The sequence below is a fragment of the Nocardioides antri genome (genome assembly GCF_008373765.1).
Taxonomy (GTDB): Bacteria; Actinomycetota; Actinomycetes; order Propionibacteriales; family Nocardioidaceae; genus Nocardioides; species Nocardioides antri.
On sequence record NZ_VUJW01000003.1, the window covers coordinates 597,499 to 617,173 of the forward strand.

At 71.5% G+C, this 19,675-nt stretch carries 18 protein-coding genes; 13 read left to right on the forward strand and 5 right to left on the reverse strand.

The features are described from left to right. Window positions 1-13: 13 nt before the first annotated feature. Both F0U47_RS09120 and F0U47_RS09125 read left to right on the forward strand, forming a co-directional pair. Complete coding sequence (locus F0U47_RS09120; RefSeq protein ID WP_149749965.1) at window positions 14-910, forward strand: TIGR03619 family F420-dependent LLM class oxidoreductase; 897 nt, start codon at window positions 14-16, stop codon at window positions 908-910. After that, window positions 907-2,064: a hypothetical protein gene (locus F0U47_RS09125; RefSeq protein ID WP_149749966.1), complete on the forward strand. Its 1,158-nt coding sequence runs from the start codon at window positions 907-909 to the stop codon at window positions 2,062-2,064. Before F0U47_RS09120 ends, F0U47_RS09125 begins: the two co-directional genes overlap by 4 nt. Here the strand turns inward: F0U47_RS09125 and F0U47_RS09130 are convergent. Then, a complete protein-coding gene (locus tag F0U47_RS09130; RefSeq protein ID WP_149749967.1) occupies window positions 2,057-2,908 on the reverse strand; it encodes an aldo/keto reductase in 852 nt (283 codons plus the stop codon). The two genes, F0U47_RS09125 and F0U47_RS09130, sit on opposite strands and share 8 nt — an antisense overlap. A gap of 63 nt (window positions 2,909-2,971) precedes the next feature. On the opposite strand from F0U47_RS09130, the gene F0U47_RS09135 reads away from it, so the two are divergent. The 5 genes from F0U47_RS09135 (at window position 2,972) to F0U47_RS09155 (ending at window position 7,645) form a co-directional block, all read left to right on the forward strand. Beyond that, window positions 2,972-3,850: an alpha/beta fold hydrolase gene (locus F0U47_RS09135; protein ID WP_149749968.1), complete on the forward strand. Its 879-nt coding sequence runs from the start codon at window positions 2,972-2,974 to the stop codon at window positions 3,848-3,850. 28 nt (window positions 3,851-3,878) lie between these two features. Then, complete coding sequence (locus F0U47_RS09140) at window positions 3,879-5,105, forward strand: glucose-1-phosphate adenylyltransferase family protein (protein WP_223162702.1); 1,227 nt, start codon at window positions 3,879-3,881, stop codon at window positions 5,103-5,105. A gap of 60 nt (window positions 5,106-5,165) precedes the next feature. Then, window positions 5,166-5,963, forward strand: a complete 798-nt coding sequence (locus tag F0U47_RS09145) for an SDR family oxidoreductase (RefSeq protein ID WP_188111238.1) — start codon at window positions 5,166-5,168, stop codon at window positions 5,961-5,963. Next, window positions 5,953-7,104, forward strand: a complete 1,152-nt coding sequence (locus F0U47_RS09150; protein WP_149749969.1) for a sulfotransferase family protein — start codon at window positions 5,953-5,955, stop codon at window positions 7,102-7,104. The genes F0U47_RS09145 and F0U47_RS09150 overlap by 11 nt, the downstream gene beginning before the upstream one ends. 79 nt (window positions 7,105-7,183) lie before the next feature. Then, window positions 7,184-7,645, forward strand: a complete 462-nt coding sequence (locus F0U47_RS09155) for a hypothetical protein (RefSeq protein ID WP_149749970.1) — start codon at window positions 7,184-7,186, stop codon at window positions 7,643-7,645. Here the strand turns inward: F0U47_RS09155 and F0U47_RS09160 are convergent. Beyond that, a complete protein-coding gene (locus F0U47_RS09160) occupies window positions 7,642-8,502 on the reverse strand; it encodes a hypothetical protein (RefSeq protein ID WP_149749971.1) in 861 nt (286 codons plus the stop codon). The two genes, F0U47_RS09155 and F0U47_RS09160, sit on opposite strands and share 4 nt — an antisense overlap. Before the next feature lie 73 nt (window positions 8,503-8,575). Between F0U47_RS09160 and F0U47_RS09165 the strand changes: the two genes are divergently transcribed. Beyond that, window positions 8,576-9,085 (forward strand): HNH endonuclease signature motif containing protein, encoded by a 510-nt coding sequence (locus tag F0U47_RS09165; protein ID WP_149749972.1) that lies wholly within the window; start codon window positions 8,576-8,578, stop codon window positions 9,083-9,085. Between the two features lie 250 nt (window positions 9,086-9,335). Here the strand turns inward: F0U47_RS09165 and F0U47_RS09170 are convergent, their stop codons facing one another. From F0U47_RS09170 to F0U47_RS21090, 3 genes are all read right to left on the reverse strand, one after another. After that, window positions 9,336-10,763, reverse strand: coding sequence for a cytochrome P450 (locus F0U47_RS09170; RefSeq protein WP_246159537.1), 1,428 nt, complete (start codon window positions 10,761-10,763; stop codon window positions 9,336-9,338). 77 nt (window positions 10,764-10,840) lie between these two features. Beyond that, window positions 10,841-13,840, reverse strand: a complete 3,000-nt coding sequence (locus F0U47_RS09175) for a helix-turn-helix transcriptional regulator (protein WP_188111239.1) — start codon at window positions 13,838-13,840, stop codon at window positions 10,841-10,843. 64 nt (window positions 13,841-13,904) lie between these two features. Continuing rightward, on the reverse strand, window positions 13,905-14,048 hold the full coding sequence (locus tag F0U47_RS21090; protein ID WP_188111240.1) for a hypothetical protein: 144 nt from the start codon (window positions 14,046-14,048) through the stop codon (window positions 13,905-13,907). A gap of 172 nt (window positions 14,049-14,220) precedes the next feature. Between F0U47_RS21090 and F0U47_RS09180 the strand changes: the two genes are divergently transcribed. The 5 genes from F0U47_RS09180 (at window position 14,221) to F0U47_RS09200 (ending at window position 19,568) form a co-directional block, all read left to right on the forward strand. Beyond that, on the forward strand, window positions 14,221-14,859 hold the full coding sequence (locus tag F0U47_RS09180) for a nitroreductase family protein (protein ID WP_149749974.1): 639 nt from the start codon (window positions 14,221-14,223) through the stop codon (window positions 14,857-14,859). Then, window positions 14,859-16,820 carry an ABC transporter ATP-binding protein gene (locus F0U47_RS09185; RefSeq protein WP_149749975.1) on the forward strand — a complete coding sequence of 654 codons (1,962 nt, stop codon included), beginning with the start codon at window positions 14,859-14,861 and terminating at the stop codon, window positions 16,818-16,820. The genes F0U47_RS09180 and F0U47_RS09185 overlap by 1 nt, the downstream gene beginning before the upstream one ends. A gap of 24 nt (window positions 16,821-16,844) precedes the next feature. Next, complete coding sequence (locus F0U47_RS09190) at window positions 16,845-17,366, forward strand: DnaJ family domain-containing protein (protein ID WP_149749976.1); 522 nt, start codon at window positions 16,845-16,847, stop codon at window positions 17,364-17,366. Between the two features lie 241 nt (window positions 17,367-17,607). Further along, entirely contained in the window at window positions 17,608-18,702 is a 1,095-nt protein-coding gene (locus tag F0U47_RS09195; RefSeq protein ID WP_223162703.1) for an HpcH/HpaI aldolase/citrate lyase family protein, read from the forward strand. Further along, complete coding sequence (locus tag F0U47_RS09200; RefSeq protein ID WP_149749978.1) at window positions 18,702-19,568, forward strand: HpcH/HpaI aldolase/citrate lyase family protein; 867 nt, start codon at window positions 18,702-18,704, stop codon at window positions 19,566-19,568. Before F0U47_RS09195 ends, F0U47_RS09200 begins: the two co-directional genes overlap by 1 nt. Window positions 19,569-19,675: the final 107 nt, after the last annotated feature.

Consider the following 19,675-nt stretch of genomic DNA (forward strand, 5'->3'; position numbering starts at 1 on the left):
GAAAGGCGCCATGATGAGGTTCAGCTTTGCCGAGGGCATGACCCAGGCTGCCTACTACGCTCCCCTGGCTCAGGCCTGCGAGGCAGCGGGCTACACGTCGATGACGATCGCCGACAGCCTGATCTACCCCCAGGAGTCCGACTCGCAGTACCCCTACACCGACACCGGGGACCGCGAGTTCCTGCTCGGCAAGGAGTTCATCGAGACGTTCATCCTCTGCGCGCACCTGTTCGCGGTCACCTCGACGCTGCGGCTGACCCCGTTCGTGCTCAAGCTGCCGGTGCGGCCGCCGGTCCTCGTCGCGAAGCAGGCGTCGTCGCTGGCCTTCCTCTCCGGCAACCGGCTCGGGCTCGGCGTCGGGCTCTCGCCCTGGCCGGAGGACTTCGCGGCGATGGGCGTCCCGTGGGAGAGGCGCGGGAAGCGGATGGACGAGTGCATGGACATCCTGCGTGGCCTCACCCAGCCGGGCGAGGAGCCGACGTTCTTCGGCTACGACGGCGAGTTCTACGACTTCGCGCCGCTCCAGCAGTGCCCGGCACCCACGGAGAAGATCCCGCTGCTCGTCGGCGGCCACTCCGACGCCGCCCTGCGGCGCGCCGTACGCAAGGGCGACGGGTGGATGCATGCCGGCGGCGACGGCGAGGAGCTGGACCGGCTGCTCCCCCGCCTGGCCGAGATCCGCAAGGAAGAAGGAGACACCCGCGACTCCTCGGAGTTCGAAGTGCACGTCATCTCCTACGACGCCTACACCCCCGACGGGGTCAAGCGGCTCGAGGACAAGGGCGTCACCGACTGCATCGTGGGCTTCCGGATCCCCTACATCAAGGGACCGGACACCGAGCCGCTGGAGACGAAGGTCAAGCACCTCGAGCAGTACGCCGAATCCGTGATCGCCAAGGTCAACGGATGAGCGAGGCGCTCGGCCTCACCAAGGTGCTCTCCGACGCGATCGCCGAGGCCGAGGAGCTGATCGCCAACGCGCCGTTCATCAGGACGGAGGCGGACCGGCTCGAGGGCTACGACTACCTCGCCGGCCGGATCCGGATGGCGCTGCAGACCGCGTTCGACTACGACCTCGAGCAGCCGCTGTTCGTGAACCCGACCCACCAGTTCTCGCGGCAGGGCCTCGACAACCCGGACGCGGTCTACCTCAACGCCTACCTCCGCGAGGGGTCCGAGTACGTCGTACGCGGTCGCCGTGGGACGTCCGCCGACCTGTCGTTCCAGGTGATGGGCGGTGCCTACACGGCCGACAGTGCGGCGACCAGCCTGCTGGCGTTCGACGACCGCGAGCTCGACATCGCCGACGACGGGACGTTCGAGTTCACCTACGTCGCCGAGCCGGGCGCGAAGACGATGATCGTGCGCGAGGTCTTCAACGACTGGGACCGCGAGGAGCGCGGCACCCTCACCATCGAGCGGCCGGACACCCTGGGCAGGCCGCGGAGGCCGCTGACCCGGGAGCTGCTGGCGAAGAAGTACGACGTCGCCGCCCGGTCGCTGATCGGGTCGATCCACACATGGTTCGCGTTCCCCCAGTTCTTCCAGTACAAGGAGCCGGCCAACACGCTGACCGTCCCGGCGTCGACACCGGGCGGCCTGGCCTCGCAGTTCTCCTCGATCGGCCACTACGAGCTCGCCGAGGACGAGGCGATGATCGTCTCTGTCCCGCGGTGCGACGACTGCAGCTACCAGGGGATCCAGGTCGGCTCGGACTGGTACGCCTCCACCGACTACGAGACGCACCAGACGTCACTGACCAAGGCGCAGGCGTTCACCCACGACGACGGCGTGATGCGCTTCGTCATCTCCGAGCGGCCTCCGCTGGGCGGTGCGCCCATCGCCAACTGGCTGGAGACCACCGGCCACCGCACCGGCCCGATCATGCTGCGGTGGCAGCGTCTCGAGCGCGCGCTGACCGAGGCGGACGGGCCGACAGTGCAGGTCGTGGACGTCGACGACGTCCCCACGCTGCTCCCCCAGCTGACCCCGCTGACCGACGAGGAGTACGCCGCCCGGATCACCGCCCGCCAGCGGGCCGTGGCCCGGCGGATGATCAGCTAGCGGGGATCCAGTCGAAGACGTCCGGGTCAGGGCCCTGACGGCCGGCGGCGCCCTTGTCGAGCGCGGCGATCGCGGCGATCTCGTCGGCGGTCAGCGCGAAGTCGAAGACGTCGAAGTTCTCGGCCAGCCGCTCCTTGCGGACCGACTTCGGGAAGACGATGTCGCCGCGGTCGAGCGCCCAACGGAGCAGCACCTGCGCGGGCGTCTTGCCGTGCGCGTCCGCGATCCCGGTGACCACCGGGTCGCCGAGCTCGCCACCGCCCTGGCCGAGCGGCGACCAGGCCTGGACGTGCGAGCCGTGCCGGGCGGTCGCCTCCCGGACGGCCTCGTTGGCGAAGTAGGGGTGCACCTCGACCTGGTTGACCGCAGGCACGACGCCGATCGCCGCCACGATCCGGTCGAGGTGGTCGGGCTGGAAGTTGGAGACACCGACCGAGGTGGCCAGCCCCTCCTCCCGGAGCTCGACCAGCGTCTCCCACGTGGAGACGAAGTCGCCGTCGTACCGCGTCGGCAGCGGCCAGTGGATGAGGAACAGGTCCACCTTCTCGAGGCCCAGCTTGTCGAGCGAGACCTCGAGCGACTCGCGCGCGGCGGCCCTCTCGTGGTTGTTGTTGTTGAGCTTCGTGGTGACGTAGATGTCGTCGCGGGCGAGCCCGGAGCTCGCGATGGCCGCGCCGACGCCTTCCTCGTTGCCGTACATCTGGGCGGTGTCGATGTGGCGGTAGCCGATCTCGAACGCGTCGGTCACGACGCGCTCGGCCTCCGCTGCCGGCACCTGCCACACACCGAGGCCGTACTGCGGGATGGACGTGTTGTCGTTGAGGGTGACCCGAGGGATGCTCACACGTTCGTGCAACGCGGCCCGCCGGCGGCTATTCCCGGGGCGTCGGTGTGCGATCCTCCGAGGATGACCGAGCGCATCGCCCTCGACCTCCCCGACGGCCGGACCCTCGACGTCCAGGTGAGCGGACCGACCGACGGCACCTTGATCATCTGGCACCACGGCACGCCCGGCTGCCTCTACCAGGGACGCGAGAAGCAACGCGTGCTGCACAGCCGCGGCCTCCGCTACGCCAGCTACTCCCGCGCCGGTGCCGCCGGCTCGACGCGCAACCCCGGCCGCAGCGTCGCCGACGTCGCGTCCGACATGGCCGCGATCGCCGACCGCCTCGGTGCCGAGCGGTTCCTCACGGGTGGCCAGTCCGGCGGCGGGCCACACGCACTCGCCACGGGTGCCGGCCTGCCCGACCGGGTGCTGGCCGTGCTCGCGGTGTGCGCCGTGAAGCCGTACGTCGACCAGCCCGACTTCCTCGACGGCATGGGCGCCGACAACATCACGGAGTTCAACCTCGCGCTGCAGGGCGAGGACGCGCTGCTGCCGTTCCTGGAGAAGGAGCGCGGCGAGATCCTCGAGGCGGACGCCGAGGGCGTGATCCGGACGCTCGACACCCTGCTCCCCGACGTCGACCGGGCGGTGTTGAGCGGCGAGCTCGGCGAGGACATCATCCGCAACCTCCAGGGTGGCGTCCAGGAGCTCTACGGGTGGTGCGACGACGACCTGGCGTTCACCAAGGACTGGGGGTTCGACCTCGCCGGGATCCGGGTGCCGACGTACCTCTGGCAGGGCAGCGCCGACCTGATGGTGCCGTTCCACCACGGCGAGTGGCTCGCCGCCCAGATACCGGGCGTGGTGCCCCACCTCGAGCTGGGCGAGGGCCACTTCTCGCTCCAGGTCCGGCTCTTCGAGCAGATGGTCGACGAGCTGCTGGCGCACGTGCCGCGCTGAGGTTCCTCCCGTGTGGCACGATGCCGAAGTGTCGCGCCAACGGGTCCTCGCCATCATCCAGGCCGGCGGCGCGGGCGGCCGCATGGACGTCCTGACCCGGGAGCTCGCGAAGCCCGCCCTGCCGTTCGCGGGGGTCTTCCAACTGGTCGACTTCCCGTTGTCCAACCTCGCGCACAGCGGGATCAGCGAGGTGTGGCTCTCGGTCTCGTTCCAGGGGTCCTCGCTGGAGGAGCAGGTGGCGAACGGCCGGCCCTGGGACCTCGACCGCACCTACGGCGGGCTGCGGCTCCTGATGCCCCAGGAGGGCACCGGGTCCACCGACGAGGAGGGCTTCGCCAAGGGCAACGCCGACGAGCTCTACCGGCTGCGGGACCAGATCCGCGCGGCGGACCCGGCGTACGTCGTGGTGATGAGCGCCGACCACGTCTACAAGTTCGACTTCGACGACGCCTTGGCGACCCACCGGGAGCGGGACGCCGACTGCACCGTCGTGACCAGCGAGGTGTCCCTGGAGGAGGCATCCGACCACGCCGTGCTGCAGGTGGATGGCGACGGCGTGGTGACCGGCTTCGACTACAAGCCCTCGGAACCGGCAAGCACGACGGTCGCGACGGAGATCTTCGTCTACCGGCCGAGCACGCTGGTCGAGACCCTCGAGGAGCTGCACCGGGAGCTCGCAGCCGACAGCGGCGAGGGCGACTCGGGACTGGCCGACTTCGGCGACCACCTGCTGCCCCGACTGGTGGAGCGGCGGCGCGTGGTGGCGCACCCGATGGAGGGCTACTGGCGCGACCTCGGTGAGCCGCACAAGTACCTGAAGGCGCACCGCGACGTCCTGGTCGACGACCAGGGCGTCCTCGACGACCTCCGGTGGCCGATCCGCACCCGCCAGCCGCAGCGGGTGCCCGCGCGGGTGCTGGAGGACGGCCGCGTCGTGGACAGCCTGCTCAGCCCGGGCTGCCGGGTCTCCGGGGAGGTCGTGCGCAGCGTCCTGGGCCCCGGGGTCGTGGTGGAGGCCGGCGCCGTGGTGCGGGACAGCGTCGTCTTCACCGACACCGTCATCGAGGCGGGCGCGCGCGTCGACTGGGCGATCATCGACCGCGACTGCGTGGTGGGCAGCGACTCCGTCACCGGCGCCCCGGCGACCGACGTGGACGACCCGGACCTCGTCGCTCTGGTCGGCCGGGGCTCCCGCATCGAGGCGGGGACGGAGCTGCCGGCCGGAGCACGGCTCGAGCCGGGCAGCACCGCGTGACGCCCCGCCTCCGCTCGGAGGCGCTGGCGCAAAACTGAAACACGTTCTAGTCTGGCCCGCGTGATCCCACTGCTGACGGACAAGGTCATCGTGCTCTCCGGCGTCGGGCCGGGCCTCGGCCGTGCGCTCGGCGAGCAGGCCGCTCAGATGGGCGCCGACCTGGTGCTGGTGAGCCGCACCGAGAAGCGCCTCGAGAAGATGGCGGCGCGCGTGCGCGAGCACGGGCGGCGGGCGCTCGTCGTACCGACCGACATCACCGACGAGGACTCCCGGCGGCGGCTGGTGGACGCCGCGCTCGAGGAGTTCGGGCGGGTCGACTGCCTGATCAACAACGCGTTCGGCATCCCGCCGATGGACCCGATCACCACCCTCGAGCTCGACGGGCTGCGCGCGGCCCAGGAGACCAACGTCTTCGCCCCGCTGCGGCTGTCGTCGCTCTTCGCCGACGCCCTGGCGGCGAGCCCCACCAAGCCAGGCGGGTCGATCGTCATGCTCAACTCGTGCGTCGTCTACAGCAGCCAGCCGGAGTACTCCGGCTACAAGCTCTCGAAGGGCACGCTCGCGCACCTGGCCTCGTCGCTGGCCACCGAGCTGGGGCGGCGCGGGATCCGCGTGAACAGCGTGGCGCCGTCGTACATCTACGAGGACGTCAACAAGGCCTACTTCGACTGGATCGCGCAGGAGACCGGGCGCACGCACGAGGAGGTGTACGCCGAGAAGGCCGAGCCGACCGACCTCAAGCGGCTGGCGACGCCGGACGAGGTCGCGAACGTGGCGCTGTTCCTCGCGAGCGACCTGGCCTCGGCGGTGACCGGCGTGATGCTCAACGTCGACTGCGGCGAGTTCCATGACAACTGAGGCGGCACCGCGCCAGCGCGCGGACGTCGGGTCGTACGACGACATCGCCGCGGCCGCCGTACGCACCACCGGGCTGACCGACTTCGGCGGGACCGCCCACGAGGAGGGCCTGCGGCTGCTGGTCGACGACCTCGCCTCCCCGGAGGCGGGGCTGACGCCGGTCGGCAACTACTTCCACCGCGCGCAGGTGAAGAGCGCGCTGGTGGGACGCCTGATGACCGAGGCACGGTTCGCGGAGTTCCCCGAGCACGCCGACGTCCCGATCGAGCGCCCGATCTTCGTCGTCGGTCTCCCCCGCACCGGCACCACCGCGCTGCACCGGCTGCTCTGCGCCGACCCGGCGCACCAGGGTCTCGAGCTCTGGCTGACGGAGTTCCCGCAGCCCCGACCGCCGCGGGAGACCTGGGAGTCGGACCCGATCTTCACCGCGATGCAGGACGCGTTCCGGCAGCACCACGTCACGAATCCCGAGTTCATGGGGATCCACTACATGGACGCCACCTCGCCGGAGGAGTGCTGGCGGCTCCTCCGCCAGACCGGGAAGTCGATCTCCTTCGAGTCGCTGGCGAACGTGCCGCGCTACTCGGAGTGGCTGGCCGGCCAGGACTGGACCGACGCCTACGAGCGCCACCGCAAGAACCTGCAGCTGATCGGGCTGCACGACCAGGAGCAGCGCTGGGTCCTCAAGAACCCCTCGCACCTGGTCGCGCTCGACGCGCTGATGAAGGTCTACCCCGACGCGCTGGTCGTGTGCACCCACCGCGACCCGGTGACGTCGATCGCGTCCGCGTGCTCCCTGTCCGCCGAGGCGACCGCCGGCACGTCCACGACCTTCGTCGGCGAGACCATCGGTCACACCCAGCTGGGCATGCTCCAGCGGTCGTGGCGGGCGTTCACCGAGGCGCGGCAGCGGTACGCTGCCGCGCAGTTCGTCGACGTCGACTACCGGGCGTTCGTCGCCGACCCGGTCGCCACCGTCGAGGGCATCTACGACGCGTTCGGCATCTCCTGGAGCGAAGCCGCGCGGTCCGAGGTCAGGCGGATCGACGCGGAGTCGCGCACCGGACAGGCGCGCCCGTCGCACCGCTACGACCTGGCCGACTACGGCCTCACCGAGGAGCAGGTGCGGGCGGCGTTCTGACGGAGGCCGCGCACGCGGCCGTCCACAGGCGGGGACAGGCCGCGTTTCGCCGTACTCTCTGCCGGCGCAGGCTGCCGGCATGACGAGTCGTCACCTGATCACCGACAACGACGTCACCCTGACCGTCCCCCGCACCTGGCACGTCCGCCGCAACCTCGCTCACGGCGTGATCCTGGCCGCCCGGCCACGCTCCGTGCCCGCCACCGGCGTGTGCCCGGAGATCGTCCTCCGCTGCACGGTCGTCGACGCCGACCTGGCAGCGTGGCGAGGGCAGGCGCTCCTCGACCTCCGCGCCCAGCTCGCCGACTTCGCGCTCGAGGACGCCGACGAGTTCGACCTCGGCGACCACCGCGTCGCCTACCACCGCTTCGCCCACCGGCTCGGCTCCGCCGACGTCCTGTGCGACCAGTGGGCCTGGCTCGTCGACGGCCTCGGTGTCACCCTGACCTGCTCGGTCGCCCGCGAGGACTACCTCACCTACTGCGATCTCTTCGAGAGCATTGCCGCCACCGTCGACGTGGTCCCCCGCCTGGTCTCCTAGCCCGCAGCGGTGGTTGTGGCGCGAGGCGCGCCAGCGCCGAGCGTGGAAACCACGGCGCATGGACCACTTGTCGTGCACAGGTCGCGGGCCAGCGGATCACCTGTCCACAGGCGGGTTCTGGGCGCATGGTGATGTCGGTTCGCGGCGGTTGAATAGGCGTCATGGATCTCGGAACCGCACCTCTCCGCGACCCGGCCGACGGGTCGAGGTCGCAGGAGCTGCTGGCCGAGATCCGCGAGCACCGCACCGTCATTGCCGAGCGGGAGATCGCCACCGTCCGTGCGATCGCGGAGTGGGCCGGCGAGCATGTCGTGGACGAGGAGTCCGGTGACGCGTCGACGTTGACCGAACGTGGCCCGGACACGGGGCTTCCGGTCGCCGGCCCCGGTGCGCCGTTGATCAGTGACTTCGCGGTCATGGAGCTCGCCGCGCTCCTCGGCCGGTCCTTGGACTCCGGGCGCTCCTACGTCGGCCAGGTGATCGAGCTCGCCTACCGGCTGCCGAAGACCTGGGCACGGATGCTGGAGGATCGGGTGCCGGTGTGGAAGGCGCTCCGGATCGCCGACACCACCCGCATGCTGCCTTCTGACGCCGCCGGATTCGTGGACCGGCACCTCGCCCTTCGCCCACGGGATCACCTGGGCCCAGGTCGACCGGCTCGTCGAGGAAGCCCTGGCCCGGTTCGACCCGCAGCCGCAGAAGAACGCCACCGGGAAGCCCAGGACCACCGGCACTTCGACATCGACCTCGACCTCGAGCACGCCATCGCCCGTCGGGCCAAGGTCCTCGGCCAGCTGGGCTGTGAGGAGACCCTCGACGTCCGGCGGGCGATCGCGGCCGGTGAGCTCGCCCGCCACGACCTCGCCTTGGACCTCCAGATCCCCGACCCCGACACCGGGGAGACCACCCGCACCGTCCCCGGTCGCAAAAGTGGAGCTCGTCCTCCACCTGTCCACCGGAGTCTCGACAAGCTCGACCAACACCGTCGGCCGGTTCGCAAACACCCGCGCCCCGATCTCCGCCGAGCAGATCAAGACCTGGATCCGCACGCCCGGCGCCACCGTCACCGTCCGCCCGGTGCTCGACCTGGCCGGCCACCAACCCGTCGACTCCTACGAGATCCCCGACCGGATCCGACGCCAGGTCACCCTGCGCGACCACCCCTGCGTCTTCCCCCACTGCACGGTCTCGACAAGCCCGACCACCGCGACCTCACGCTGCGACCTCGACCATGCGACGCCGCATGGGGCGGGCGGTCTGACCTGTCAGTGCAACCTCGCGCCACTCTGCCGCGGCCACCACCGCCTCAAGACCGCCGGCCGAATGACCTACCGGGTGCTCACCCCGGGCACCTACCTGTGGACCGGACCCACTGGCCAGTGGCTGGTCGACCCCACCGGCACCCACGACCTCCACGCCACCGACCCGCCCGACCAGTAGCCGCCACGCCCCGCACCCCGCCTCCGGCGGGGCCATCGGCATCCCCAGAGGTGGTTTCGAGGCTCGGCGCTGGCGCGCCTCACACCTCAACCACCAACCCCGTCACCCATCCCAGGAACCGATCCGGTCCCCGGCACGACGGCGGCGGGGACCCCGCTCTTGGCCCGGAGCGACCTCCCGGCACCGCCCCACGCTTACGGCGCGACACCCACGAAAGGCGTGGCCAAGAACAGCCAGCGCAGCGCAGCCCTCAGCCCCTCCGAGCAACCCGGATCCGCGCACCCTTCCGCGGCACGCTGGTGATGTTGCGGACCCGGGGGACGTCGGGCTGGACCGACGTGATGTCGTACCGGGAGAGGACCTGGCGGAGCACCTCGGCACCCTCCATGAGCGAGAACCCGGCCCCGATGCAGCGGCGCACGCCGCCACCGAACGGGATCCACACGTGGAGCGACGGAGCGTCGGCACCGGAGACCTCGGGGAGGAACCGTTCGGGGCGGAAGTCGTCGGGGTCGGGGAAGTTCCGCTCCTGCTGGTGGCTCATCAGGATCGACGGGCCGACGGTCGTGCCGGCCGGGAGGTCGCGGCCGCCGACGCGGGCGGGCTTCTGCAGGGTGCGGACGACCATCGGGATGATCGGGTGGAGGCGCATCGACTCCTTGAGCACCGCCTCGAGCCAGGCGAGCCCCTCGGCGTCGCCGGCCTCGGCGGCCCGACGGCTGCGGGCGAGGAGCGCCGGATCGCGGCCGAGCTCGTAGAGCGCCCACGACAGGGCGCTCGCTGTGGTCTCGTGGCCCGCGAGCAGCAGCGTGACGAGCTGGTCGCGCAGTTCGGTGTCGTCGAGGCCGTCGCCCGGGTTCTCGGGATCGCCGGCGGCCATCAGCCGGGACAGCACGTCCTTGCGGTCGCCGACGTCGGCAGCGGCACGGCGTTCGCGGATCTCGGCGTAGATCAACCGGTCGAGCTCGACCTGGTTGTCGACGGTGCGGCGCCAGGGGCCGAAGCGCTGGAGCCAGGGGTACGCCCAGCCCAACAGGATGGCTGGGTTGATGTCGACCGTGGCCGTCACCCGCGGCCGGAGCTCGGCCAGTCGCGCCTCGTCGGAGACGCCGAAGACGACGCGCAGGATCACCTCGAGGGTCAGCCGGTTCATCCGGTCCAGCGACTCGAACTCCTCGCCGTCCGACCAGCCCTCCACCTCGGCGGCGGCGACTTCGGCGACCATCGAGCGGTAGCCGCGCAGTGCGTGCCCGAGGAACGCCGGCATCAGCAGCTTGCGGGCCCGGTGGTGCTCGACGTCGTCCTGCAGCAGCAGCGAGTTCCGGCCCATGATCGGCCCGAGGACCGCGTTGCCCTTGCCCGCGTGGAAGACAGCGGGGTCGCCGGCGAAGATCTCCTTGGTGACGTCGGGGTCGGTGAAGAGCACCAGCGGTCGCGAGCCCGGGATGAGCCGCAGGGTGAACGCGTCGCCGTACTTCTGGTGCAGGTAGGGGTGGAACTGGTGGCGGAACCGCATCAGCGCCACCGTCTGCACCAGCGCCGGCCACCGCGGCCCGGCCGGTAGATCGGCGCGCGGGATCCGCGGCTGGTCCGGGTCGCCGATGAGCGTGCTGCCCTCGAAGCGCTGCAGGGTGAGCGATCGGGTGTCGAGCGTCGGGTCGGTCAGCTCTGCGGTCACGGTGTCGACCGTACGCCGCCCGGACGGACCGCGATTCCTACCGTGGTCGGATCTTCGGCCGGGGTCCCGGGTCGGGCTCAGTCCAAGAGCCCGTCGCGGCGGGCGATCGCGGCCGCCTCGGTCCGCCCGGCGGCGCCGAGCTTGCCGAGGATGTTGGAGACGTGGACGCTCACGGTCTTGGTGCTGATGAACAGCTGCCGGCCGATCTCGCCGTTGCTGCGCCCCTCGGCGACGAGCGCCAGGATCTCCCGCTCGCGCGCGGTCAGCCGCTGGGAAGCAGTCGAGGTCGCGCGCGCCGGGGTGCTGCCAGAGGCGCGCAGCTCGTCGAGGAGCACCACCGCGCCAAGCTGGTGTGCCGCCTCCCGGGCCAGGTCACCCTGCTCGCGCGCCGCGGCGGTGTCGCCGAGCAGCCGCAGGATCCCGGCGTACGTCGTGCGGGCCCGTGCCAGCTCCGGAACGCTCCCGAGCTCCTCGTACGCCGCGACCGTGCCGGCCCACGCTGCGAGCAGCTCGTCGCGGTCGGGCACGTCGACGCCGGCGAGCCAGCGCACCCGCAGGTGCTCGGCGGCGAGCCGCAGGGCCCAGGCGCGGCCCTCGGGTCCCCACGATGCGTTGCCGGCGACGAACCGCTCGACCACCGCGTCACCGTCGGCACGGAGCGCCGCTGCCCGGTCGAGCAGGGCGCTGCGCTCGGCGGCAGAGGCGGCCGGCATCGCGCGCGCGACGGCAGCGATCGTCTGTGCGGCCAGCCGGACCCGTCCGGCGAAGTGCTCGGTCCAGATCCGCGTCAGCACGTCGACGACGTCGTCGTAGGTCGCGAGCGCGGCGCCCGCGTCGCCTTCCTGCGCGGCCGCCTCGATCTCGATGCCGGCGGAGAAGACCGCGACCCCGCCCTCGTCGGGCCAGACCTTGCGCAGCCGTCGGAGGTCGGCGGAGACGTCGTTGCCGCGCGCGGAGAGGATCGCCAGACGGGTCGCCTCGATGATCGACCGCGGGATGAGCGGCCCGCCGTCGTCGTCGGCGATCTGGAGTAGGTCGAGGGCGGCGTCCCACTCGCCCTTGGCGTAGCGCACCCAGCCGAGCTGCCACCGCGCCTCGATGGAGTACGGCGCCCACGGCAGGCCGGCCGCGAGGCCTCTGTCGACGGCCGCGGCGAACCACCGCGCGGCGTCGTCCCACTCCGCGGCCTCCTGGTGAGAACGGCCGATGAGGAAGAGGGCGCGCAGCTCGGCGGAGACCGCTCCTGCGGCGGCCGCCCGGGCCACGGCGTCCTGGAGCGCCGCGCGCACGGCGTCGCCGTCACTGCCGTCACCACGCTTGAACCGGAGGCTGCTCATGGTCGTGACCACCTCGGACGCGAGGACCGGCATCGCCAGCCGCTCGGCGAGCCCGAGCGCCTCGGTCGCGGAGTTCTCCGCCTCCTCGAGGCGGTGGTAGGCGGAGAGGACCCGGGCATGGATCGCGAGGACCTTCGCCCGCAGGGGGCTCTCGCCCTCCGGCGCGAGGGCCAGCGCCTCGTTGACGATCTCGACCGGGTCGAGCGGCGTCTCGGTGATGGAGAGCGCCAAGGCGTAGTTGCTGAGCAGCCGTGCACGCACCGCGGCCGGCGCGTCCGCGGGGAGCCGCTCGATGTGCTCGGCCAGGAGCACCGCGGAGCGCTGGCTGTCGCCGGCGGCGCTGTGGGCGTCGGCGGCCTTGACCACGATCTTCGAGACGTCGATGCCGAGCCGCTCGGCGCGCTCGGTGTCCTCGAGCAGCTCGAGGGCGTGCTCGTAGTGGCGGGCGGCCTCGTCGGGACCGCCGACGGAGACCGCCTCGTCGCCCGCCTCGATGCCGGCCGTGACCGCGCGGTCGAAGTCCATCGCCCGCCGCGCGTGGCGGGCCATCTCGGCAGCGGTTCCCCGGCCGGCACCGGCGGCGAGGGCGGCGACGTACTGCCCGTGCAGCCGCACCCGCTCCCCCGGCAGCAGGTCGTCGTAGACGGCCTCACCGAGGAGCGCGTGCCGGAAGGAGTAGGTCTTGGTGCCGGCGACGAGGACGTTCATCTCCACCGCCTGGCGGACGCCGGCGTCGAGCTCGGCGGCCGGGAGGCCGGCGGCGGCCTCGAGCAGGCTGTGGCTGACCTTGCGGCCGGCCACGCTGGCGATCCGCACGACTTGACGCGCCTCGTCGGACAGCCGGTCGAGCCGGACCAGGAGCAGGTCGGCGAGGTCGTCGGGGACCCAGGCCCCTGCTCCCGACGCCACCAGCTCCTCGACGAAGAACGCGTTGCCCTCGGCCCGGTCGATGATGTCGGCGAGCTCCCGCTCGCCCAGCAGCTCGGGCGCCAGCTCCCGGACCAGCTCGCGCACCGCGTCGTCGGGCAGTGGCGAGAGGGCAAGGCGGTCGACCGTCTGCAGCCGCGACCACTCGGCGACCTGGCGGCGCAGGGGGTGGCGGCGGTGCAGGTCGTCGGAGCGGTACGACACCACGAGGGAGACCGGGTTGATGAACGACCGGGTGAAGAGGAACCCGAGCAGGTCGCGCGTCGACTGGTCGGCCCAGTGGGTGTCCTCGATGACCACCAGGAGAGGCGCCTCGGCGCCGGCCGCGTCGAGGAGGGCGTGGATCGCGTCGAAGAGCTCACCGCGGTCGGCGCTGGGCTCGGCCTCGCTCGAGCCCTCGGAGCTGGTGCGCACGCGGCGCCCGGGCTGGAGCCGGCCGAGCGCCGGGTGCATGGCCGAGACCCGCTCCACGACCTCGGGCAGCTCGGTGTCGAAACGGCCGAGCAGCTCGCTGAACGGCAGGTAGGGCAGGGCGCTCTCGCCGAAGTCGAGGCAGTGGCCGGCGGCGACCTGCCAGCCCTCGGCCTGGGCCCGGTCGCGCAGCTCCATGAGCAGCCGGGTCTTGCCGACCCCGGCGTCGCCGCTCAACAGCACCACGCCCTGGCGGGCGCGGCGCGGGTGGATGCCGAGCAGCTCGCAGAGCTGCTCGAGCTCGGCGTCGCGCCCCACGAGGGTGCGACTGGTGTGCGCTGCCACGGGCTCCATCATGGTGCCCAGCGCCGACAGGCGCGCGTTCATTCCGGTCTGCGTCATCGAGTGGGCAGATCGCTCGGCAAACATGCGAGCGACCGCCGGGCGCGGCGCGCCCGGCGGTCGATCAGACGGACTTCTCCGCGTTGGCGACCCGGCGGATCCACGACGAGCGAGAGCGGCCACCGCGCTGCGCGGCGATGCCCTTGCGGGTCCGGTCCTTGCGGTACTCCATCTCGGAGAGGACGAGGTAGGTGTCCTTGGGAAACATGGTGTGCTCCTGGTGATCTCGACGACACTCAGAGGTTCGCCGTCTGAGGTAGGTCCGCACATCGGGCAAGTGCCTTATCCGCTGTGACGTGGGCCTCGGCGGCGCCGTCGTCGCTACCTCAGACGGGCTCACCGAGGGCGGTCCTTGGGGTCATGAGGTGGGATAGTGACCCGTGGAGTTCTCCGAGGTCGTACGCCGCCGCCGGATGGTGCGCAGCTACACCACCGACCCGGTCGACCCGGCGGTGATCGAGCAGGCGCTGGAGCACGCCACCCGGGCGCCGAGCGCGGGCTTCTCCCAGGGCTGGGCGTTCGTGGTGCTCGACCGGCCGGACGACGTACGCCGCTTCTGGGTCGCGTCTTCTGAGGACGCAGCCGACGTCGACCGTCGCGACCGGTGGCTGGCGGGGATGATGCGGGCGCCCGTCGTGATCGTGCCGTGCAGCGTGAAGTCGGCCTACCTGGAGCGCTACGCCGAGCCGGACAAGGGCTGGACGGACAAGGCCGAGAGGCGCTGGCCGATGCCGTTCTGGGACCTCGACACTGCGATGGCGTCGCTGCTGATCCTCCAGACCGTCACCGACGCGGGGCTCGGGGCCTGCTTCTTCGGAATCGTGCCCGACCGCGAGGCGGACGTACGACGCGCTCTCGGCCTGCCGGAGAGCGGCGACCCCCACCCGATCGGGGCGATCACCATCGGCCACCCGGCACCCCGCAGCACCGGGGCCGCGGGCTCGGCCAGCCGGCGGCGTCGTACGCCCTGGACCGAGGTGGCCCACCGCGGCCGCTACGGCAACGGGTGGGAGGGCTGATGCGTCCCAGCCCGGTGGTCACCCACCTCACCCAGGAGGACCTCGGCTCGCGGGAACCCGTGATCCCCCGGGTGGCGCAGATGCTCCGGCCGTACCGCGGCAAGATCGCGCTCGTCCTGGTTGCGGTCGTGGCGTCGGCGGCGCTGACCTCGATCGTGCCGTTCCTGGTGCGGGCGGTCTTCGACGACGCGCTCTTCCCGCTCGACGGCAGCGCGCCCGACCTCGGCCTGCTCGGCTGGCTGGTCGCCGGCATGTGCGTGATCCCGATCGTCACCGCGTTCATCGGCATCGGCCAGAACTGGCTGACGTCCACCGTCGGGAACTCCGCGATGGCGGACCTGCGGGGCGACCTGTTCGAGCACCTGCAGAAGATGGAGCTGGCGTTCTTCACCGCCACCAAGACGGGCGCCATCCAGAGCCGGCTGGCCAACGACGTCGCCGGCGTGCGCACCGTGCTCACCGACACCGCGACGACGATCGTGCAGAACTCGGTGACGGTGACCGCGGCCCTGGTCTCGATGGTGGTGCTGTCGTGGCAGCTCACGATCCTGACCCTGATCCTGATGCCGCTGTTCGTGTGGCTCCAGCTGCGCGTGGGCCGGCGACGACAGCGGCTCGCCCGCCGTACCCAGGAGTCGCTGTCGGAGATGACGGCGATCACCGAGGAGGCGCTCAGCGTCTCCGGCATCCTGCTGGCGAAGGTCTTCAACCGGTCCCCGCAGGAGGTGGCCCGCTATCGCGAGGCGAACCAGCGGCAGACCCGGCTGCAGGTCGAGCAGGCCATGACCGGCCGCACGTTCTTCGCGGTGGTGCAGACCTTCTTCGCGATCACACCGGCACTGATCTACCTCGTCGCCGGCTGGATCATCACCGGCTCGTCCGTGATCGGCGCCGACACGCTCACGGCCGGCACCCTGGTCGCGTTCACGACGCTGCAGGGGCGGCTCCAGATGCCACTGCTCCAGCTGATGCGGGTGAGCCTCGACGTCCAGACGTCGCTGGCGCTGTTCCGCCGGATCTTCGAGTACCTCGACCTCGAGCCCGCGATCACCGAGCGCCCGGGTGCGATCGCGCTCGACCACGACGCGGTGCGCGGCCGGGTGGAGTTCCGCGGCGTGTGGTTCAGGTACCCCGAGCCGCGGGCGCTCTCGGGCACCATCGACCGCGACCGGTTCGGCGACAGCGGCGTCCGGATCGAGGCCGAGGTGGAGCGGCCCGAGGGCCCGCACTGGGCGCTCCAGGACGTGTCGCTGGTGGTCGAGCCTGGACAGCTCGCCGCGATCGTCGGCCCCTCCGGCTCGGGGAAGACGACGGCGACCTACCTGGTCCCGCGGTTCTACGACGTCACCGAGGGCGCCGTGCTCATCGACGGGCACGACGTACGCGAGCTGACCCTCTCCTCGCTCGCCGACGCGGTGGGCATGGTGACCCAGGAGCCCTACCTCTTCCACGGCACCATCCGCGACAACATCGCCTACGCCTGCCCGGACGCCACCGCCGAGGCGATCGAGCAGGCAGCGCGCGACGCCAACATCCACGACCGGATCATGAGCTTCCCGGAGGGCTACGAGACGGTCACCGGTGAGCGCGGCTACCGCCTGTCCGGCGGGGAGAAGCAACGTCTCGCGATCGCCCGGGTGCTCCTCAAGGACCCCGCCATCCTGATCCTCGACGAGGCGACGTCGTCCCTCGACACCGAGACCGAGCGGCTCGTCCAGGAGGCGCTCGAGCGGGCGACCCGCTCCCGCACGACCATCGCGATCGCGCACCGGCTGTCGACGATCCAGTCGGCCGACGTCATCTTCGGACTCGCCGACGGCCGGGTCGTCGAGCAGGGCACGCACGAGGAGCTGCTCGACGACCCGGACGGCCTCTACGCCCGGTTGTACGTCGAGCAGTTCTCCCGCCGCGGCGGCCCGCGCACGCCGTACGACGAACGACGGGCGGACGTCTCGCTGTAGCCGCCGGGCTATTTTGGTGGCGTCATGGGCGAACCCGAGGAGCTGCCTCCTCCCGCCGACCGTGCGGCCGAGCGGGCGGCCGCCCGTGCCCGGATCGAGCAGCAGCAGACGTGGGTCGACGTCCAGATCCGGCGGGCCATGGAGCGCGGGGACTTCGACAACCTGCCGGGCGCCGGCAAGCCGATCGAGGGCCTCGGCGTCGAGCACGACCCGGAGTGGTGGGTCAAGCAGCTCATCGAGCGGGAGAAGATCGCGGTCCTGCCGCCGGCGCTGCAGCTGCGCAAGGACGATGCCGAGCTCGACGCGCTCCTCGACCGGCTGGGCTCCGAGGACGAGGTGCGCGAGCAGGTCGAGGACTTCAACGCCCGCGTGATCCGCGCGCGGTACACGCCGGTCGACGGGCCGCCGCTGATCACGATGCCGCGCCAGGTGGAGGAGACCGTGGCCGCCTGGCGGTCGCGCCGGGCGGCGCGGCGCGCCGCTATCGCCGCTGCAGCTCCCCCGCCGACCGGATCGCGGCGCAGATGGCGGTGGCGTCGCCGCTGAGCAGCGCCTGGAACTTCACGGTCGGCGGGTTCGCCGGCTCGCTGCCGGGGTGCGAGCGAGGTACGGCGGCGTACGGACAGCCGGACCGGCGAACTTGGCCGAGAAAACTGTCGCTTGGCCGATGAAGCTTCGTACTCCCAGCGACAGTTTCACCGGCCGGCCGGTGAAACTGTCCCAAGCCCGTCTCGCCGAGACATGCGTCATACCGCCACCAGGTGACCCGGCGGTAGGTTCTGCAGACGTGAGTCACAAGAGTGCCAAGGACTTCTTCCGCCCGCTCGCCGTCGGCGCCCCGGCCCCGCTCCGCGAGATCCCGGCCCGCCCGAGCCGTGCGATCCACTTCTTCGACCCGTCGAACGAGAAGATGGCCGCCAAGATCCCGGGGATGATCGGCACCGTCGACGTGCTGCTCGGCAACCTCGAGGACGCCATCAAGGCCGACAACAAGGTCGCCGCCCGCGAGGGCCTGGTGAAGATCGCCCAGTCGACGGACTTCGGCCCGACGCAGCTGTGGACGCGCATCAACGCGCTCGACAGCCCCTGGGTGCTCGACGACCTGACCACGCTGGTGCCGGCCATCGGCGACAAGCTCGACGTGATCATGGTCCCGAAGGTGCAGGGCGCCGAGGACATCCATTTCGTCGACCGGCTGCTCGCCCAGCTCGAGGCCAAGGCCGGCCTCACCAGGCCGATCCTGGTCCACGCGATCCTCGAGACCGCGCGTGGCGTCGCCAACGTCGAGGAGATCTGCGGCGCCTCGCCGCGGATGCAGGGCCTCTCTCTCGGCCCGGCCGACCTCGCGGCCGACCGCAAGATGAAGACCACCCGCGTCGGCGGCGGCCACCCGGGCTACCTGGTCCGCGAGGACCCGCCGAGGGACGAGCTGGGCGTCTCGCGGGTCGACGCGCCGCGCGCGACGTACCAGCAGGATCTGTGGCACTACACGATCGCCAAGATGGTCGACGCCTGCGCGATGCACGGGATCTACCCCTACTACGGCCCGTTCGGCGACATCGCCGACACGGTCGCGTGCGAGGACCAGTTCCGCAACGCCTTCCTGCTCGGCTGCGTCGGCACCTGGTCGCTGCACCCCAAGCAGATCGCGATCGCCAACAAGGTCTTCTCCCCCAGCGTCGACGACATCGCCCACGCCCGCCGCGTCGTGGCCGCGATGGGCGACGGCACCGGCGCCGTCATGATCGACGGCAAGATGGAGGACGACGCCTCCCTCAAGCAGTGTCTGGTCCTCGTCGAGCTCGCCGAGAAGCTGGCCGAGATCGACCCGGAGCTGAAGGCCGCCTACGACGCCATCCCGGCCGAGGGAGTGTCTGCCTGATGACCGCCGACTTCCGCCCCCGCCGCTCCGTCCTCTACATGCCCAGCTCCAACGAGCGGGCGCTGGAGAAGGCCAAGACGATCGCCGCCGACGCGATCATCTTCGACCTCGAGGACGCCGTCGCACCGGACGCGAAGCCGACCGCCCGTGAGGCCGCGGCCGCCGCGGTGCAGTCCGGCGACTACGGCCGCCGCGAGCTGATCATCCGGGTCAACGGCATCGGCACCGAGTGGCACGACGACGACATCAAGGCGGCCGCCGCGGCCGGGCCGGACGTCGTGCTCGTGCCGAAGGTGAACTCCGCCGACGAGGTGCACCAGCTCGTCGCCGCGCTCGAGGCCGCCGGAGCGCCGGAGAAGACGAAGCTCTGGGCGATGGTCGAAACGCCGATCGCGATGCTCAACGCGCTGTCGATCGCGCAGGCGCACGAGCGGCTCACCGGCTTCGTGATGGGCACCAACGACCTGGTCAAGGAGCTCTACGCCGAGCACGTGCCCGGCCGCCAGCCCGTGATCACCGGCCTCGGGCTCGCCCTGCTCGCCGCCCGGGCCGCCGGCATCGTGATCATCGACGGCGTCTACAACGACGTGAAGAACCTCGACGGCTTCCTCGCCGAGGTCGAGCAGGGCCGCCAGATGGGCTTCGACGGCAAGACCCTGATCCACCCCGGCCAGGTCGAGGGCGCCAACGAGGGCTTCGCCCCGTCCGACCAGGCCATCGAGGACGCCCGCGGCCTGATCGACGCGTTCGAGTCCTCCACCGGAGGCGTCGTCACCTACAACGGCCGGATGGTCGAGAACCTCCACGTCGAGTCCGCCCGGCGCACCCTCGCCATCGCCGACGCGATCGCGGCGCTGCAGGGCTGACCTGCCGCCTTCGCCGAGTCGGCTCATCTCCGGATGAGCCGAACTCGGTGCGTTCCGGACTCGCGGAACCGGCGGCGACACGCGGACGGCATGTGGCTGCCGCGCAC

What these genes read in the sequence shown, in the direction of transcription:
- F0U47_RS09155 (WP_149749970.1), top strand. Translation starts at nt 7,184, where the DNA reads ATGACGAGTCGTCACCTGATCACCGACAACGACGTCACCCTGACCGTC.
- F0U47_RS21090 (WP_188111240.1), bottom strand. Translation starts at nt 14,048, where the DNA reads ATGTTTCCCAAGGACACCTACCTCGTCCTCTCCGAGATGGAGTACCGC.
- F0U47_RS09135 (WP_149749968.1), top strand. Translation starts at nt 2,972, where the DNA reads ATGACCGAGCGCATCGCCCTCGACCTCCCCGACGGCCGGACCCTCGAC.
- F0U47_RS09120 (WP_149749965.1), top strand. Translation starts at nt 14, where the DNA reads ATGAGGTTCAGCTTTGCCGAGGGCATGACCCAGGCTGCCTACTACGCT.
- F0U47_RS09190 (WP_149749976.1), top strand. Translation starts at nt 16,845, where the DNA reads ATGGGCGAACCCGAGGAGCTGCCTCCTCCCGCCGACCGTGCGGCCGAG.
- F0U47_RS09150 (WP_149749969.1), top strand. Translation starts at nt 5,953, where the DNA reads ATGACAACTGAGGCGGCACCGCGCCAGCGCGCGGACGTCGGGTCGTAC.
- F0U47_RS09175 (WP_188111239.1), bottom strand. Translation starts at nt 13,840, where the DNA reads ATGACGCAGACCGGAATGAACGCGCGCCTGTCGGCGCTGGGCACCATG.
- F0U47_RS09125 (WP_149749966.1), top strand. Translation starts at nt 907, where the DNA reads ATGAGCGAGGCGCTCGGCCTCACCAAGGTGCTCTCCGACGCGATCGCC.
- F0U47_RS09185 (WP_149749975.1), top strand. Translation starts at nt 14,859, where the DNA reads ATGCGTCCCAGCCCGGTGGTCACCCACCTCACCCAGGAGGACCTCGGC.
- F0U47_RS09200 (WP_149749978.1), top strand. Translation starts at nt 18,702, where the DNA reads ATGACCGCCGACTTCCGCCCCCGCCGCTCCGTCCTCTACATGCCCAGC.